Here is a 17582-nt window from a genome sequence, read left to right as displayed (position 1 = left end):
ACAGGATTTCCACTTCAATCGCGGCTATTTAGGTTTCTATTCGTTTACAAGAAATCAAATGGTTTCCAATTCTAACCCTGATTGCAGCGAAAATCTCCCGATTTTTTTCGGGAATTGAAGCGGAAAGCAGGAATTACAATTATTGAAACAAACTATTGATTCGTTCTTTATCAAATGTAAAGATAAAACAGTTTAGGTTACTTTATATTTCCTTATTTTTACCAAAAAATTAAGTTTGTGGGAAGTAAGAATAAATTAAAACGATTTAAGGAAAACGAAACTTTCGAAAATGTTTTTCAACCAACAAGAGAACAAGTAGTTAGTGGTGAATTTCCATTGAAAGGAAAATGGAATAGTAGTTTTTTTAAAAATGACAATCCAATTATTATCGAATTAGGCTGTGGTAAAGGTGAATATTCCGTTGGATTAGCCGAGCGTTTTCCTGATAAAAATTTTGTTGGAATAGATATTAAAGGCGCTCGATTTTGGCGAGGAGCAAAAACCGCTGCCGAAACGGGAATGAATAATGTAGCTTTTGTTAGAACGCAAATTGAACTAATTGAACATATTTTTGCTCAAAACGAAGTCGACGAAATTTGGATAACTTTTCCCGATCCACAAATAAAGTACAAAAGAACTAAGCACAGAATGACTAATTCGGAATTTTTACAATTGTATAAAAAAATTCTAAAACCATCTGGTGTTGTCAATCTAAAAACCGATAGCGAGTTTATGCACGGTTACACACTTGGTTTACTTCACGGTGAAGGACATGAAGTATTATATGCCAATCATAATGTGTATAAAAATGAAGGTTCGCCAAAAGAAGTAACTGAAATTCAAACGTTTTACGAAAATCAATATTTGGAAATTAACAAAGCAATTACGTATATTCGTTTTAAGATTAAATAGTTTTTATCTGTATAATGTAAACTGTAAAATTGTATAATGTAATTATTCGGTTTTTCAATGTACAATATACATTTTACATTATACAATGAGTGTTATACTTCCATTCTTATCGGGATTTGTAGCTGCGATTATTGGCATTTTTCCGCCAGGATTAATCAATATGACAGCAGCAAAAGTCAGCGTAACTGATGGAAGAAGAAGAGCTTTGGTGTTTGTACTTGGCGCTTTATTAGTCATTTTAATTCAAACATATATTTCTGTAATATTTGCTCAGTATATCAATAAAAATGAAGATGTTGTAGTGTTACTTCGCGAAATTGGCTTGGCTATTTTCACCATAATTTCTATTTATTTTTTGTTTTTTGCCAAGAAAACTAAGCCTCAACTAGACAAAAAAAATATTCAATTAAAAAGCAAACGAAGTCGTTTTTTTATGGGAATGTTGATTTCTGCCATCAATTTTTTCCCCATACCATATTATGTTTTGGTTACTATTACATTAGCATCGTATCAACTTTTTGTTTTTCAATCAATGTCCATTTATAGTTTTGTTTTTGGAGTTGTAATAGGTTCTTTTTCATGTTTTTATTGCTACGTTGTTTTCTTTGAAAAACTTAAAGCCAAAACCGATTATTTTGTTCGAAACATGAATACTATCATCGGAATAATTACAGGTTTGGTGGCGATTTTGACATTAATTAATATTCTGAATTATTATTATCAATAGTATGGCTCAAAAAAAGACACTATCAAATGATAATTTTTTTGAACGCGTTTATGAAATTGTCCGTCAAATTCCTGAAGGAAAAGTTACGTCATACGGTGCAATTGCAAAAGCTTTAGGAACTGCTCGTTCGGCAAGAATGGTTGGTTGGGCAATGAATGCAAGTCATAATATAGAAGATGTTCCAGCGCATCGTGTCGTCAATAGAAAAGGATTACTTTCTGGAAAACATCATTTTGAAGGAACCAATTTAATGCAACAATTGTTGGAAAATGAAGGAATTGAAATAGTTGACAATCAAATTGTAGATTTTGAAAAGCATTTTTGGTTGCCTGTGCTGGAAGAATAATTATTCCAACAAACAAACCGTAAACTTCGTTTGATTTTCTCCATTTTCAAATGCCAAATATCCACCGTGAGCTTCGATAATATTTTTCGATAACGTAAGTCCAATTCCAGCACCATCTTTTCTCGTGGTAAAAAAAGGAAGGAAAATTTTATCTTCAATTTCACTGTCAATTCCAGTTCCTGTATCGGTAATGATTAAGTAAATTCGTTTTTCTTTCACTTCGGCAGAGATCGTGATTTCTTTGACTTCTTTCTCGGCTAAAGCAAACATACTATTCGTTAGCAAATTAATGATAACCTGTTCCATTTGGTTTTTATCGACCAAAACCCAACGATTAAAATCAACCAAATTCTCAACGGTTATTTGTTCTTTTTTGAATAACGGTTGCATGATCTTCAAACAACTTTCCAGCAGTTCCGAAAGTTCTGTTTTTTCTTTTTTTGGCGAAGGTAACATCGCTAGTTTTCGGTAGCTTTCTACAAATTCCTGCAAATGATTACTTCGGTTGTGCATCGTAGCAACACTTTGTTTGATGTCTTCCAAATCTTCAGTTGAAAGTGTTTCTTGTTGGACCAATTCACTTAAATTTTGCGACAGCGAACGAATTGGTGTAAGCGAATTTAAAAGCTCATGCGAAATCACTTTCATCAAATTAATCCAAGCTTCTTTTTCTTTTTTCTCAACCACTTTTTGAATGCTATCGAGTAAAATAATGTAGTATTCCTGATTGAATGTTCGAGTTGCTGAGGTTTGAATAACAAAGGTTTGCGTATCTTGTTTGTTCACTCTAATTTGCAACGATGTTTTCATTTCCTGAAAATGTTGCTCTTCAATAATGTTGCAAAGTGATGGCAATTGATTTTTTAGATAATGCCATTTGGATACTTTTGGAACAGTAAAATGCTTGGAAAAATAATCATTCATCAAAAAAATATTCCAATCGTCATTTTCCTTTTGCAAGATGATAATTCCGGTTTCAATATTGTTTAAAATCGAACGATAAATAATGTCTTTTGAAAGTTCTTCGTGTTGTTTGTTTTTTAGCCTTTCATACAATTGGAATAAGCTGCTATAATTTTCATAGGATTTATGTTTGGAAAAATCGGCAGAAAAATCATTTTGCAAAATCGAAGCAATCGTTCGGTCATACATCAAAAAAGCATTTTTGATAAAAAAATAGATTTCAGTTAGCAGTAAAAAAGAAACAAACACCACAAAAAATCCTGTATAAAGCAAGTCTTTTGAAAACAAAAACATACTCAAACCAATACTGATTAAAACCAGTATCAACCGAAAAAAAAGTTGATGATATAGTTGTTGATTTTTGAACACTTTACGAATTACTAATGTTGTATTTTTCCATTCTTCGATATAAAGCCGCGCGAGACAAACCGAGTTCTTCTGCTGATTTACTGATGTTGTAATCGTGTTTAGCCAATACTTTTTCAATCGTCATTTTTTCTCTATCCGAAAGCGGAATATCATCACGGTTTTCAAAAGTAGTAATTTGTTCTAAATCCAAATCGGAAGCCGAAATAGTGTTGTTTTCACATAAAATTACAGCTCGCTCAATACGGTTTTCCATTTCTCGGATGTTCCCATTCCAAGCATGTTTTTCTATTTGTTCCAAAGCTTTTTCGCTGAAAATAATTTCGCTTCGATCATATTTTGAAATCATTTTTTCTAATAAAAATTGTGCCATCGGAATTTTATCTTCTTTACGTTCTTTCAACGAAGGTAATGTGATTTCCATAGTGTTGATGCGATAATACAAATCTTCACGGAAATACTTTTGGTTGACTTCTTCTTTCAAATTCAAATTGGTTGCCGTAATGATTCTAACGTCCAATGGTCGCGCTTTTGATTCGCCTAAGCGTGTAACGGTTTTGTTTTGAATAACTTGTAATAATTTGGATTGTAAATGCAACGGAACGTTTCCAATTTCGTCTAAAAAAATAGTGCCGTTTTGTGCGTTTTCAAATCGTCCAGCGGTATCTGTTTTGGCATCGGTAAAAGCACCTTTGGCATAACCAAAAAGTTCGCTTTCAAAAATGTTATCATTCAACGAACCCAAATCAACATGAACAAAAGCATTATTTTTTCGGTCGGAATTCTGATGAATATAATGTGCCATAACAAATTTCCCAGTACCGTTTTCGCCTAAAATCAATACATTAGCATCGGTTTTGGCTACTTTTTCTCCCAAAGAGTAGGCTTTTTGTATCGTTTTTGATTCGCCTATAAAATAATTTTCTGCTGGAGTTTCTTTTTCGGCTTTTTTGCTGGCTTTTCTACTTTCGTCAACGGCTTGTTTTACTGTTTCAAGTAGTTTTTCGTTTTCCCAAGGCTTCAATACATAATCGAAAGCGCCATTTTTCAAACCTTCAACGGCAGTTTCAACTTTTCCAAAAGCTGTCATTAATATCACAATCGTTTTTGGCGAAAGCGTTTTTATTTCTTTCAAAAAATACAAACCTTCGCGTCCATCTTCAAAACCAATGCGATAGTTCATGTCCAAAAGCACAACATCAATATCATTTTCGGCTAATAATTGGATAACATTCTTTGGATTATTGAGCGTAAAAATGGTTTCGAAATGTTTCTTCAAAAGCATTTTTGCGGCAAAAAGAATATCTTCTTGATCGTCAATAACTAAAATGTTGGCATTGGTTTTTTTCATCTATTTTATGTTTAAACCATTAAGATGTTAAGAAAATTAAGCTTTGTAATTCTCTAAATGAACCTTAATTTCTTAATGGTTTATATTTTTTTATAATTACTGTTTTTTCAAAGTGTTCGGTTTCGCACAAATGGTGTTCGATAATGAACACTATTGAAAATTAATCGGCTTGTAATTTGTTTAAAATCAAATTATTGTGTTTTTTAAAACTTTGGCACAAAATTGTATTTATGCATACCAAAGAATTTAAAATGGACACAGTCATCAATCGTAAAAGTAACAAAAAAAAATATCTGGCAATAGCAATTTTCGCCATTATAGTTTTGGGATATGGCGCTTTTTCAATGATTACCAAAAAGAGAACTTTCAATGTGAAAAAATCCGAGATTACAATTAAATCGGTGGAAGAAGACTATTTTGAAGATTTTATGGTATTTCAAGCACGAGTTGAGCCAATGAATTCGATGTTAGTGAATATTGTTGAAGGTGGATCAGTTCAAGAAATTTTTGTTAGCAATGGCGATATGGTTGTGCAAGGTCAACCGTTGGCACGATTATACAATCCAAATACGGAATTGAATTACATGCAACAAGAAACCGCCATTATTGAACAAATTAATAATCTGAATAAAGCCAAATTGGATTTAAGAAATCAAGAGTTGAATTTGGCAAAAGATTTGGTTTCAATCGAACACGATTTTTTGGATGCTAAAAATTTATATGATTTGAACAAAAAACTTTTCGATCAGGAAATTTTGGCTAAAAACGAATGGGAAAAAACACAAGAGAATTTTCGTTTTCAAAAAGAGCGAATGAATATTATCAAACAAAGTGTAACCAAAGAAAAACAAGCCAATCAAATTCAAATCGGGCAACTGAATCAATCCATCGGAATTATGGAGAAAAGCTTAGGGATTTTGAGAACCAACAAAAAGAATTTCCTAATTGTTGCACCACTTTCAGGAAGATTGTCATCGTTTGAACCAGTTTTGGGACAAAGCTACCAACAAGGACAAACGTTAGGAAAAATTGATGTGATGAAAGGTTATAAATTATTGGCAGATGTGGATGAATTTTATTTGTCAAAAGTAAAACAAGGTCAAAAAGGAGCAGTTGACTTCAACGGAAAACAAGTAGAATTACTCATTGCCAAAGTCATTCCTGAGATTAAAAGTGGACGATTTCAAGTGGAATTGAATTTTGTGTCCAATGAAAATTTAGATTTACAACAAGGATTGAGTTTTGCCGTTCGTTTGACTTTATCTGAAAAAACAAAATCGGTTGTGCTTTCCAAAGGAAGTTTTAATCAAGATACTTCGGGAAAATGGATTTTTGTGGTAAACGGAAACAAAGCAGAAAGAAGAAACATTGAAATAGGTAGAGAAAATCCGCTATATTTCGAAATCATCAGCGGATTAAAACCTAGCGAACAAGTGGTAACATCAAGTTATAAAGATTATCAAGAAGCAGAAATATTAAATTTAGAATAAAATGAAAAGTATCGTATTTTTATTATTATGTGTAATTAGTTTAAATGCACAAACCATCAAATCAAGTGGAACTCATTTTGTTGATGGAATTAAAGACAAAAGTTGGGCAAACGCCAATGGAGAAAATTTTACTAACGCCAAATTCAAATCCTATACAGGTTCGTGTTATGCTTTGTTGGAAGTTGATGAAACGGTTGAAGTTAGTTTTCACGCTTTTTCTGAAATAAAAGCTGGAAGACTTGAATTCAAATTAATCGATGAAAAAGAAAATCAGTATTTTTATTGTAGTGCAACAAAAGAATGTGAATTGTTGAAAGACGTTATCCTTGAAAAAGGTAAAAAATACAAACTGCTTTTTACAGGAGCAAATGCCAATGGAAATTATGAAGTTACTTGGAAAATAAGAAAAAAATAAAAGTCAATCAAAAAACGAACAGTCATGATAAAAATCGAAAAAATTTCAAAAGTCTTCAGAACCGAAGAAGTAGAGACAAAAGCACTTAGCGAAGTTTCAATCACAATCAATCAAGGGGAATTTGTCACCATAATGGGCGCATCAGGAAGTGGGAAATCGACACTTCTAAACATCGTTGGACTTTTAGATGGTGCAACAAGTGGAAGTTACCAATTATTAAATCAAGAAATGATTGGCATGAAAGAACAGGAAAAATCAAAAATTAGAAAACAAAATATTGGTTTCATCTTCCAAAATTTTAACCTGATAGACGAACTTTCAGTTTTTGATAATATCGAATTGCCATTGATTTATAACAATGTTTCATCATCGGAACGAAAGAAAAAAGTTGAAGCAATTGCCGAAAGATTAGGGATTTCGCATCGATTGAAGCATTATCCGCAACAACTTTCGGGCGGACAACAGCAAAGAGTTGCTGTGGCTAGAGCGTTGATTAACGATCCAAAAATCATTTTAGCCGATGAACCAACAGGAAATTTAGATAGTAAAAACGGAAACGAAGTCATGGAATTATTGACGGATTTACATGCTAATGGTTCCACTATTTTAATGGTAACGCATTCCGATTATGATGCGTCTTTTTCGCAAAGAACGATTATAATGAAAGACGGAATGGTTCTTTCAGAAAAAACTAATAGCAGAAACGTAGATGTTTTTGTATCTTAAAAAATAATTTAAAAACATAAAATCATGACCAAATTAATTGTAACAATTGCCTCATTTATAGTAAGTTTAGTGGCAACAGCACAAGTATCTGAAAACAGAAATGTAAGCGATTTTTCAAAATTGAAAGCTTCACAAGGAATTGAAGTTTTTTATACGGTTTCCAATTCAAATAGTTTAAAAGTTGAAACGGATGACAACGAAAGATTGCAAATGATTAAAACCGAAGTTGAAGGCCAAACCTTGAAAATTTTTGTTGATACTGAAAATGGCAAAAAACCTAAATCAAAAAAATGGAACAACAGAACCATTGATGGCGTTAGTTTTAATGTTATAAAAGTATATGTAACCGGAAAATCATTATCTGAAATCAAAGCCAGTTCTTCGGCAAGTATCAAAATTCAAAATTTGAATACAACGGAAAGATTAGAAGTTGCAGCAAGTTCATCTGGAAGTGTTTCAGGAAGTTTTGATTGTACTGATTTTAAAGCCGATGTTTCTTCAAGTGGCGATGTCAAAGGAAATATCAATGCCAAAACGATATATGTAGAAGCAAGTAGTTCGGGCGATGTTTCTTTAGACGGAAAAGCTACTTCGCTTGAAGTAAAAGCCAGTAGTTCGGGCGATTGTAATTTGAGAGGTTTATCAGTGGAAAACGCAACAGTAAAAGCCAGCAGTTCTGCCGATGTTACACTAACCGTTACAAAATCGTTAGAAGCTGCAGCGTCATCGAGTGCTGATGTTAATTATTATGGAAATCCTTCGCAAGTGAATGCTGATAAAAGTTCATCCGGTTCGGTGAATAGGAGATAATTATCAAAAGCAATCATCATCAAAATCATCATTAAAAAACGAATAAATCATGCTAAAAAACTGGCTACACTTATTTTTATATCAAATCAAAAACAACAAACTGTTTACAGCTTTGAATGTTTTGGGTTTAAGTATTGGAATCGCAGGTTTAATTTTTGCGATTCTTTACTGGAACGATGAGCAAAGTTACAACGCTTGGAATCCAAACAAAGACAAAGTTTTTCAATCCATTAGTCAAGTAGCTCCAGACATGTATTGGGCAAGCAATGTTGCGGCATTAAAAACGTATTTCGAAAAAGATTTCCCCGAATTAGAAGCTTATTGTTATCTCGAAAATTGGTACTACGAGGAATTAGTTCAATATAAAAGCAAAAAAGAAATTCTAAAAATAACCGATTCTCAAAATAAATTTTTTGAATTTTTCCCGTTTCCGTTTGTTAAAGGTTCTCCAAAAACAGCTTTGAAAGACAATGCCAGTATGGCAATTTCAACAAAAGCTGCTGAAAGACTTTTTGGCAATGAAGATCCGATAGGCAAAGAAGTGCGTTATTCAGGAAGAACTTTTGTAATCAGAGGTGTTTATGAAATCACTGGTAAATCATCGTTAATGCCAGAAGCAGTTACAAATTTGATTGAACCAAAAATACAGGAAAACATCAATCATTGGGGTAATTTTAATCACGGTTTATTGTTAAAACTTAAAAATCCAGGTGACGCTCCAAAAGTTGTTGCCCGAATGGAGAAAATCATGTTCGAAAATCGAGTAGTACGATGGGCAAAAGAAGAAGGAATATCGGTTGATGAATGGCTGAAAAAGAACGGACAGCAAAGTACAATGTTTACCTTGGAACCATTGTCAAAATCACGTTTACATTCCGTAACTGATGGTTTTGCAGAAGGAAAAGGAAATTATCAATTCTTGATGATTATGCTCGGATTATCCATCTTAATTTTGATTTTATCTATCGTGAATTACATCAATTTGGCTACAGCCAATGCTATAAAAAGGGCAAAAGAAGTTGGTGTGCGAAAAATTATTGGTGCATCAAAAATGAATATTATCAAGCAATTTATTTTTGAAACAACACTAATTACTTTGCTTTCTATCTTACTTTCTTTGGTAATTGTTGAACTTTCGTTACCATATTACAATGAATTTTTGAATAAAAAATTAATCATTCATGGCGAACAGTTTTACCTGCAATTAATTTTAATTTTCTTTTTCACTATAGCCGTAGCAGGGATTTTTCCTGCGATTTATGTGTCAAATTTCGAAACGTTAAAAGTGCTGAAAGGTAATTTCGGTAGAAGTAAAAGCGGAATTTGGTTGCGAAACGGAATGCTGGTTATGCAATTTGCCATTGCAACATTTTTCATCATCGGTTCTTATATTGTTTACCAACAAGTACAATTTTTAAATACTAAAGATTTAGGTTTCAAAGGCGAACAAGTGCTTTCTATTCGCTACAGAAATATATACGATTGGAAACAAAAAGATTATAAGCAAAAACTTTTCAGTCGATATTATATGATTAAAGATCAGGTTTCAAAAATAAAAGGCGTAGAACAAGTTTCCACTGGAGCGTTTGATTTTGGAAATGGTTCGGGTTCGTCTTCTAGTTTTGATTATAATGGGATAACAGTTCAAGGTCAGAACATGGGAATTGATTTTGGAATGCTCGAAATGATGAAAATCGGGTTAAAAGAAGGAAGATATCTTACCGAAAAACTGGCTTCGGATACTATCAACAAGATGTTGATTAATGAAACTTCGATGAAGCTAATGAAGGAAAAAAATCCATTAGGAAAAGAAGTTGAGTGGAATGGAAATAAACTTAAAATTGTTGGAGTTGTGAAAGATTTTAATTTGTACAGTCCACAGGCTGAAGTACCGCCAATGGTTTTTTTTCACTTCAAAACCATCGATTGGATGCTTCAAAATGCTAGTAGAATTCATGTTAAAGTGGATGGAAAAAACATGGAACAAACTATTGCCGATATTGAAAAATTTTGGACAAAAAATGTCGATTCTGAATATCCATTTGAATATGACTTTGTGGATAAAGCTTATGCTAGAACCTATGAAGCTTATGTCAAACAAAGAAATCTATTTTCATTATTAAACGTGATTGTAATCTTGATAGCCATTTTTGGATTATTTGCCCTAGCGTCATATTCCATCCAACGAAGAATGAAAGAAATCGCCATTAGAAAAACGCTCGGTGCTGAAACCAATGTTTTACTAAAAGAATTATCAAAGCAATATGTGTTTTTCTGTATTATTGGATTTTTAATCGCTGTTTTTCCAGTGTATTATTTACTCGAAAAGTGGCTTGAAAATTTCGCTTCCCGAATTGAGATTAGTTTCGTTCCATTTGTCGTTGGATTTGTTGTTTTGTTGATTTTAACTCTAATTGTAGTGCTTTCGCGAGCTTATCAAGCTACAAGATTGGATGTTTTAAAATATTTGAAATACGAGTAAAATTCAACTTCAAAAATCAATTTCAAAAATCAAAAAATAAAATCCTTTTAATCCGTGAAATCTGTGGCAAAAATAATTTGATGCAACTATGTTTTTCTCAAAATGAGTGAAACGACTTTCTAAGATATGTAAAACTATGTTTTTATCTAGTTTAAAATCTTATCAATTTCAAATTCAGTGAAGCCGTGGCAAAAAATAATGACATGAATAAAAAAGCTTTTTTACTAGTTTTCATTTATACACTTTGTTTTTCTGTATTTGGTCAAGAAAATTCCTGGCCTTTGCAGAAATGCATTTACGAAGCGATGAAGAATTCGATTGACATAAAAATCAGTCAACTTCAAGTAAAAAAATCACAAAAATTGCACAATTCTATAGCAAATCAAATGTTACCAGCAATTTCTTTTACAGGAAATCAAAGCTATAATTTTGGTTCAACCATTGATCCATCTACCAATGGAAGAGTTAGTTCTAACATTCAAAACGATAATTTCTTTTTGAATGCACAAATGAATTTGATTGATTTTAAAAATTTTGCCATGGCGCAAAAAACAAAAATTGACATCGAAAAAGACAAAGCTGATTTAGCCGTTATTGAAAACGAATACCAACTTCAAATAGTGGAAAGTTATTATCAAGCACTTTTCACGCAAGAATTACTCAAAATTCAGACAGCCCAATTCAAAAATTCCGAGTTTAATCTATCTCGAATTCAGAAAGAAGTCGAAATTGGTAGCAAACCCAAAAGCGATTTATATGATATGCAATTGAGTTTTGCACAAGAAGAAATCAAAATTCTTGAAACCGAACAATTATTTTTAATACAAAAAAAACAACTTTTCCAATTGATGAACGTTGAAAACTCTTCAATAAATAATGTGGTTTTAGAATATTTTATAGAAAAAAAACCTTCTGAAAGTTCCATCGATGATAATCCAAAAATTCGCGCCGCCGAATTGGGTTATCAAAGTAGTTTGAAAGATACAAAATTGGAACGAGCCAACAATTTACCAACGTTAACAACCTTTTATGGATTTTCCACTTTTTATTATAAACCATTAAATCAACCCGATGTTACAGTGGATAATTTCAACAAACAAATTTCTGATAATAAAAACCAACAACTCGGAATTCAGTTGAACGTACCAGTTTTTAATGGTTTTAGAAATAACCGAAGAGTTTCAGCTGCAAAAATTGAAGCCGAAAAATCAAAATTTATTATCGAACAAGAAAAGTTGAAAATCAAAAATCAAATTGATATTGAAACCCAAAACAAAATAAACTTAGGTGAATTAGAAACAAAATTGGCTCAAATGAAAACCTTTGCTGACGCTTCTTTTCGAACTTCACAGTCTAAATTTACTTCTGGCGTAATTGATGCTGTTGTCTTTTCGGCCGTTAAAAATCAGTTGCTTTCTACTGAGTACGACTTACTAAAAAATCAATTACAAAGGCAATTTACCGATGTAAAAATTCATTTAATTCAAGGAAAATCGCTGTAAAGTTTTTGACAATTACTTCATAAACATTTTCAATTCATTAACTATTGTTTCCAAACATTTCGTAGTATCTTTGCAATTCATATTCAGTTTAAATAAAAAGTCTATCAGCTTTTAATTGAACTGTAATCCTGAGTAATCCCGAAGTATCGGGAAAAGGGTAAACTCGTAAATTTTTAAACAAGAAGATGAAACTAGATAAAAAGGAAATCCTTTCAGCATTAGAAACCATTACTATTGCTGGCGAAGGAAAAAATATGGTTGAAAGTGGAGCTGTTAGAAACGTGCTAACTTTTGGTAACGAAGTCATTGTTGAATTGGTTATAAATACACCGGCAATGCACATCAAAAAACGTGCAGAAGACGACATCAAAAAACTCATCCACGAAAAATTCTCTCCCGATGCTGAGGTTAAAGTCAATATCAAGGTAGAAACTCCCGAAAAAACAAACGAGATTAAAGGTAAAGCCATTCCTGGAATTTCAAATATTATTGCCGTAGCTTCAGGTAAAGGTGGTGTTGGAAAATCTACAGTAACAGCAAATTTAGCAGTAACTTTAGCTAAAATGGGTTTCAAAGTTGGTGTTCTCGATGCCGATATTTATGGTCCAAGCATGCCAATCATGTTTGACGTGGAAAACGAAAAACCAATTTCGGTTGAAATCGATGGAAAATCAAAAATGAAACCAGTGGAAAGTTATGAAATTAAAATTCTTTCTATCGGATTTTTCACTGCGCCAAGTCAAGCCGTTATTTGGCGTGGACCAATGGCATCCAAAGCGCTAAACCAAATGATTTTTGATGCTGCTTGGGGCGAATTGGATTTTATGTTAATCGATTTACCGCCAGGAACAGGCGATATACATTTATCAATCATGCAGTCATTGCCAATAACAGGTGCAGTTGTCGTTAGTACGCCACAAGCCGTAGCTCTAGCCGATGCTAAAAAAGGAGTTTCCATGTTTTTATCAGAAGCTATCAATGTTCCTGTCCTAGGAATTATTGAAAACATGGCCTATTTTACTCCTGCAGAACTACCAAATAATAAATACTACATCTTCGGACAAGAAGGTGCAAAAAATCTTGCGCTTGACCTTCAAGTTCCATTTCTTGGCGAAGTTCCAATTGTTCAGAGCATTCGCGAAGCTGGAGATTATGGTCGACCAGCAGCGTTACAAACAGGTTCTGTCATAGAAACAGTTTTTGAAGAAATTACAAGAAATGTAGTGGAAGAAACAGTAAAAAGAAACGAAACACTTGCTCCAACCGAAGCAATAAAAATAACAACAATGGCAGGATGTTCTGCTGTGAAAAAATAGACTGTCTTAGACATCTTAGAAAGTTAGACATCACAAAAATCTAACATCTAAGTAGTCTAAAAATCTAAAAATCTAAAAAATGACAAACGAAGAATTAATTTTAAACATCGAAAAAGCACTGAACGAAATCAGGCCATTTTTGAATTCGGATGGTGGCGATATTAGTTTGGTTTCTGTTGAAGATGAGAAGCACGTAAAAGTTCGTCTTCAAGGCGCGTGTACGTCATGTAGTTTAAGCATAAGCACTATGAAAGCTGGCGTTGAAACTACCATAAAAAAATACGCACCGCAAATCGAAACCGTAGAAAACGTAGCTTAATTTTATTTTGGCGTTACCAGTTTGCTTCGTGCCTCGCAATGACTGGTCGGGCTATTCGCTGTATCTTTTGTTCCGTAAACTCCACAAAAGGATGCCGCTTCTATCCCTAACGCAAACTGTAAACTGACAAATATCATATGTTTAAAAATTTATGTTTTAGATTTTCGCACTGTAAACTTCTAAACGCATAAACTCATAAACTTCTAAACTCTAAAAATGATTACAACAGATATACTCATCATTGGCGCAGGTCCAACAGGACTTTTTGCCGTTTTTGAAGCCGGATTATTAAAATTAAAATGTCATATTATTGATGCTTTGCCACAACCTGGCGGACAATTAGCAGAATTATATCCCAAAAAACCAATATTTGATATTCCAGGTTATCCCGAAGTTCTTGCGGGCGATTTGGTTACCAATTTAATGGAACAAATAAAGCAGTTTCAACCTGGTTTTACTCTAGGAGAAACCGCTGAAACTATCGAAAAATTAGAAGATGGAAGTTTTGTAGTAACAACCAATGAAGGGACAAAACATCATGCAAAAGCAATTGCCATTGCTGGTGGTTTAGGAACTTTTGAACCTAGAAAACCAATTCTAAAAGATTTAGAATTCTACGAAAAAGAAGATCGAGGTGTTGATTACTTTGTGAAAGATCCAGAAAAATATAGAGGAAAAAAAGTAGTGATTTCTGGTGGTGGCGATTCAGCATTAGATTGGTCAATCTTTTTGTCCAATGTAGCATCGTCAGTAACTTTAGTGCATAGAAGAAACGAATTCCGCGGTGCTTTAGATTCAGTTGATAAAGTACAAGAGTTAAAGCAAGAAGAAAAAATAAAATTAATTACACCAGCAGAAGTTGTTGGCTTCAAAGGTTCAGAAAGAATTGAATCAGTAGATATTGAAATCAATGGAGCAAGAATGAACGTTGAAACGGATTATTTTATTCCGCTTTTTGGATTGACGCCTAAACTTGGAGCAATCGCCAATTGGGGATTAGAAATAGAAAAAAACGCCATCAAAGTAAACAATGCTTTAGATTACCAAACCAACATCGACGGAATTTACGCCATTGGTGATGTGAATACATATCCTGGAAAATTGAAGTTAATTCTTTGCGGTTTTCATGAAGCAACATTAATGTGTCAAAGTGTTTACAATAGATTAAATCCTGGAAAAAAGTACGTGTTAAAATATACAACCGTTTCCGGAGTTGATGGTTTTGACGGAACACGAAAAGAAGCAGAAAAAGCAGTTGTTAAATCGATTGAATAAATGAAATTAAATCATCCAGAATTAATTGATTTGTTGCAAAAAGCGTATTCTGCTGAGAAAGCGGCAAGTTTTGCTTATCAAGGTCATGCTGGTTCTGTGAAAGATAAAAATCAAAAAAAGGAAATCCATCAAATAGAATTAGACGAATGGAGTCATAGAGATGAAGTTTTAAAAATCATGAACGATTTTGAGATTCCAATTTCAAGATGGTATGAGTTAAAGTTTTATATTATAGGGAAAATTATCTCAGGAAGTTGTTATATTATTGGGTGGTTTATGCCATTTTATTTTGCAGGAAGACTAGAAAGTGGTAATGTTTGCGAATATTTTAGAATGAGACATTTTTTTAATTCTTTAGGGATTTCAAAATATGACTCCATTTTGTATGAAATGGGAATGAAAGAGAAAGAACACGAAATTTATTTCTTAGAAAAAATAAAAGGTAATAAGTTGCTTCCATTTTTTGAAAAATTATTCTCATGGGGAAACAACAAAGGATTTAATAATATAGATTTAGAAAAAAAATATCCAGTAGATAATTCCAATCATTACTGTAAAAAATAGACGTAAATGCCACAAGATATAACCCTAAAAATAACCGACCGAAACGGACAAACTCACGAAATTCAAGCACCAACCGACATGAACTTAAACGTCATGGAAGTTATTCGAATGTATGAATTAGCTGAAGAAGGAACCGTTGGCGTTTGTGGTGGAATGGCAATGTGCGCTTCCTGTCAATGTTATGTTTTAAACGATGTCATTTCGTTAGAACGAAATCCCGATGAAGAGGCAATGCTTTGGGAAGCGTATCATGTTAAAGACAATTCACGATTAGGTTGCCAAATACGAATTACGGATGAAATTGATGGTTTGGAACTGGAAATTGCACCTGAACAATAATAGAAGCGAGATGAAATTCTCGCTTTTTTTGTAACAAAATTTTAACACTTACGTATAAAAGAATATCTCATCAAATCAATTGGGATTTTACTTTTAATGGATCAAAACACCTATTCTCCGGGATTACATAAATTAGTCACACTTCAAGTAGATGAGGTAGATTTGCTAACCAACAGTAATATTTTCATTGATTTTTCAGAAAAAATTATTCAAGATTTTGAACTTGAAAAAGTTGGAATAATTACCCACAATTTTGGAAATAATAGTTTCACGATTGCTATTTGTTTAAAAGAATCTCATATTTGTATTCATACTTGGCCTGAATTTAAACAGCTTACGTTAGATGTTTACTTGTGTAATTATTTACAAGATAATACTCAAAAAGTAAAAAGTATTACCAATGAGTTTGTAACCTTTTTTAAGGCAATTGTTTTAAAAGATTTTGAAATTAATAGATAAATTGAGTATGGATTTTTCTTGCTATCATTGTAATACGGTTACCAAACTCGATATAAAAATTGAGGTTACTTATTTTTCCTGCCCAAATTGTGCAACTATTTATAGTAGAAACGTTTCTAACGATTTTGTTTTCAAAGAAAGACACAAAAAAGTTGATTACAACAACGCCTTTTCTGTTGGTCAAAAAGCAGAATTCTATGGAAATGTATTTACAATCATTGGTTTTTTGGTTAAAAGTGGTGATTATAATATTCGATGGATTGAATATGTATTGCAAAATGATAAAGCTGAATTTTTATACCTTTCAGAATCATCGGGAAACTTTATACTATTAGAACAAACAGAGTTTGAAAAAAAAGTAGGCAATCACCCATTAACGATTGACTATTTGGATAATACCTATGATAGATTTGATTATTCCTATCCAAAACTTGATTATGCGGCTGGTTTTTTTGATTTTAATGTTTTGAACAAAATAGAATTAATTGAATATATAAATCCACCATTTATTCTATCATTTGAAAAATTTGGACAAGAACAAACTGCGTTTTACGGTAAACATATTTCAAGAAGTGCTGTAAAAAAAGCATTCAATACATCTGTAATACCATCAAAATCAGAGATTGGAATGGTAGAACCTTTTTTTGTTAATGTTAGAAATTTGGTCTTGACATTTTGTGCAGTTGGTTTTTTAATCATTTTTACGCATTGGTATTTAAATCAAGATAGAGTAGAACAAGAGGTTTTAAATGCTTCGATTCCATTTGAAAACTATACTTCAAAAGATTTTGTTAGTCCATCCTTTGAGTTAAAAGGAAGTTCAGCGCCATTGCAAATTTCGGTTTCGTCTAATGTAAATAATTCATGGGCAAATGTTCAAATAGCTCTGGTAAACGAAAACACCAACGAAGAAATTTATGCTTCAAAAGATGTTGAATATTATCACGGCTACACCGATGGCGAAAATTGGACAGAAGGAAGTACTTCCGAAAATTTTAATATTTGTGGCGTTGGAGCAGGAAAATATCATTTAACGGTAACACCATCAAAAGCACCAGAGGATTTCTCAAACAGTTTAATTTCGGTTAAAGCCAATTGGAATGCACCGTCCAATAGAAATATTTATATGGTATTTATTTTTATGGCAATTGTTGCTGTTGGAATGTACTATTGGTCTAAATATTTTGAAAATAAAAGATGGGGTGAATATTAAAAATTGA

18 protein-coding genes are annotated in these 17582 nt (G+C 32.6%); 16 read left to right on the top strand and 2 right to left on the bottom strand.

Going from position 1 to position 17582, the window contains the following annotated elements; all coding sequences use genetic code 11:
• Positions 1 to 237 precede the first annotated feature (237 nt).
• The 3 genes from trmB (at position 238) to BC748_RS09460 (ending at position 1985) form a co-directional block, all read left to right on the top strand.
• Entirely contained in the window at positions 238 to 912 is a 675-nt protein-coding gene (trmB, locus tag BC748_RS09470) for a tRNA (guanosine(46)-N7)-methyltransferase TrmB (RefSeq protein WP_133533247.1), read from the top strand.
• An 85-nt stretch (positions 913 to 997) separates the two neighbouring features.
• Positions 998 to 1639, top strand: a complete 642-nt coding sequence (locus BC748_RS09465) for a LysE family translocator (RefSeq protein WP_133533246.1) — start codon at positions 998 to 1000, stop codon at positions 1637 to 1639.
• Between the two features lies 1 nt (position 1640).
• Positions 1641 to 1985 (top strand): MGMT family protein, encoded by a 345-nt coding sequence (locus BC748_RS09460; protein ID WP_133533245.1) that lies wholly within the window; start codon positions 1641 to 1643, stop codon positions 1983 to 1985.
• Here BC748_RS09460 and BC748_RS09455 read toward each other — a convergent pair whose 3' ends face one another.
• Positions 1986 to 3137: a sensor histidine kinase gene (locus BC748_RS09455; RefSeq protein ID WP_342772715.1), complete on the bottom strand. Its 1152-nt coding sequence runs from the start codon at positions 3135 to 3137 to the stop codon at positions 1986 to 1988. It lies immediately after the preceding gene.
• 181 nt (positions 3138 to 3318) lie between these two features.
• Entirely contained in the window at positions 3319 to 4665 is a 1347-nt protein-coding gene (locus tag BC748_RS09450) for a sigma-54-dependent transcriptional regulator (protein WP_133533243.1), read from the bottom strand.
• Between the two features lie 230 nt (positions 4666 to 4895).
• Here BC748_RS09450 and BC748_RS09445 point away from each other — a divergent pair, with 230 nt between their 5' ends.
• The 13 genes from BC748_RS09445 to BC748_RS09385 all read left to right on the top strand — a co-directional run bounded on the left by BC748_RS09445 (position 4896) and on the right by BC748_RS09385 (position 17575).
• A complete protein-coding gene (locus BC748_RS09445; protein WP_246014031.1) occupies positions 4896 to 6155 on the top strand; it encodes an efflux RND transporter periplasmic adaptor subunit in 1260 nt (419 codons plus the stop codon).
• A gap of 1 nt (position 6156) precedes the next feature.
• Positions 6157 to 6570, top strand: a complete 414-nt coding sequence (locus BC748_RS09440; RefSeq protein WP_133533242.1) for a hypothetical protein — start codon at positions 6157 to 6159, stop codon at positions 6568 to 6570.
• Positions 6571 to 6594: 24 nt separating this feature from the next.
• On the top strand, positions 6595 to 7296 hold the full coding sequence (locus BC748_RS09435) for an ABC transporter ATP-binding protein (RefSeq protein ID WP_133533241.1): 702 nt from the start codon (positions 6595 to 6597) through the stop codon (positions 7294 to 7296).
• A 24-nt stretch (positions 7297 to 7320) separates the two neighbouring features.
• Entirely contained in the window at positions 7321 to 8106 is a 786-nt protein-coding gene (locus BC748_RS09430; protein ID WP_133533240.1) for a head GIN domain-containing protein, read from the top strand.
• Positions 8107 to 8155: 49 nt separating this feature from the next.
• Entirely contained in the window at positions 8156 to 10588 is a 2433-nt protein-coding gene (locus tag BC748_RS09425; protein ID WP_133533239.1) for an ABC transporter permease, read from the top strand.
• 203 nt (positions 10589 to 10791) lie between these two features.
• Positions 10792 to 12090: a TolC family protein gene (locus BC748_RS09420; RefSeq protein WP_133533238.1), complete on the top strand. Its 1299-nt coding sequence runs from the start codon at positions 10792 to 10794 to the stop codon at positions 12088 to 12090.
• Between the two features lie 185 nt (positions 12091 to 12275).
• Positions 12276 to 13406: an Mrp/NBP35 family ATP-binding protein gene (locus tag BC748_RS09415; RefSeq protein WP_133533237.1), complete on the top strand. Its 1131-nt coding sequence runs from the start codon at positions 12276 to 12278 to the stop codon at positions 13404 to 13406.
• 79 nt (positions 13407 to 13485) lie between these two features.
• Positions 13486 to 13725: a NifU family protein gene (locus BC748_RS09410; protein ID WP_133533236.1), complete on the top strand. Its 240-nt coding sequence runs from the start codon at positions 13486 to 13488 to the stop codon at positions 13723 to 13725.
• Positions 13726 to 13941: 216 nt separating this feature from the next.
• The gene (locus BC748_RS09405; protein ID WP_133533235.1) at positions 13942 to 15000 is read left to right on the top strand and encodes an NAD(P)/FAD-dependent oxidoreductase; all 1059 of its coding nucleotides are present in this window, start codon (positions 13942 to 13944) and stop codon (positions 14998 to 15000) included.
• On the top strand, positions 15001 to 15564 hold the full coding sequence (locus BC748_RS09400; RefSeq protein ID WP_133533234.1) for a ferritin-like domain-containing protein: 564 nt from the start codon (positions 15001 to 15003) through the stop codon (positions 15562 to 15564). It begins immediately after the preceding gene.
• A 6-nt stretch (positions 15565 to 15570) separates the two neighbouring features.
• The gene (locus tag BC748_RS09395) at positions 15571 to 15903 is read left to right on the top strand and encodes a 2Fe-2S iron-sulfur cluster-binding family protein (RefSeq protein ID WP_133533233.1); all 333 of its coding nucleotides are present in this window, start codon (positions 15571 to 15573) and stop codon (positions 15901 to 15903) included.
• A gap of 96 nt (positions 15904 to 15999) precedes the next feature.
• Positions 16000 to 16362, top strand: coding sequence for an S-adenosylmethionine decarboxylase family protein (locus BC748_RS09390; RefSeq protein ID WP_133533232.1), 363 nt, complete (start codon positions 16000 to 16002; stop codon positions 16360 to 16362).
• Complete coding sequence (locus BC748_RS09385) at positions 16346 to 17575, top strand: DUF4178 domain-containing protein (RefSeq protein WP_133533231.1); 1230 nt, start codon at positions 16346 to 16348, stop codon at positions 17573 to 17575. Before BC748_RS09390 ends, BC748_RS09385 begins: the two co-directional genes overlap by 17 nt.
• Positions 17576 to 17582: the final 7 nt, after the last annotated feature.

It is taken from the genome of Flavobacterium dankookense, from assembly GCF_004362665.1.
In the GTDB taxonomy this organism is placed as follows: Bacteria; Bacteroidota; Bacteroidia; order Flavobacteriales; family Flavobacteriaceae; genus Flavobacterium; species Flavobacterium dankookense.
This window is presented reverse-complemented; position numbering and strand designations above follow the sequence as displayed.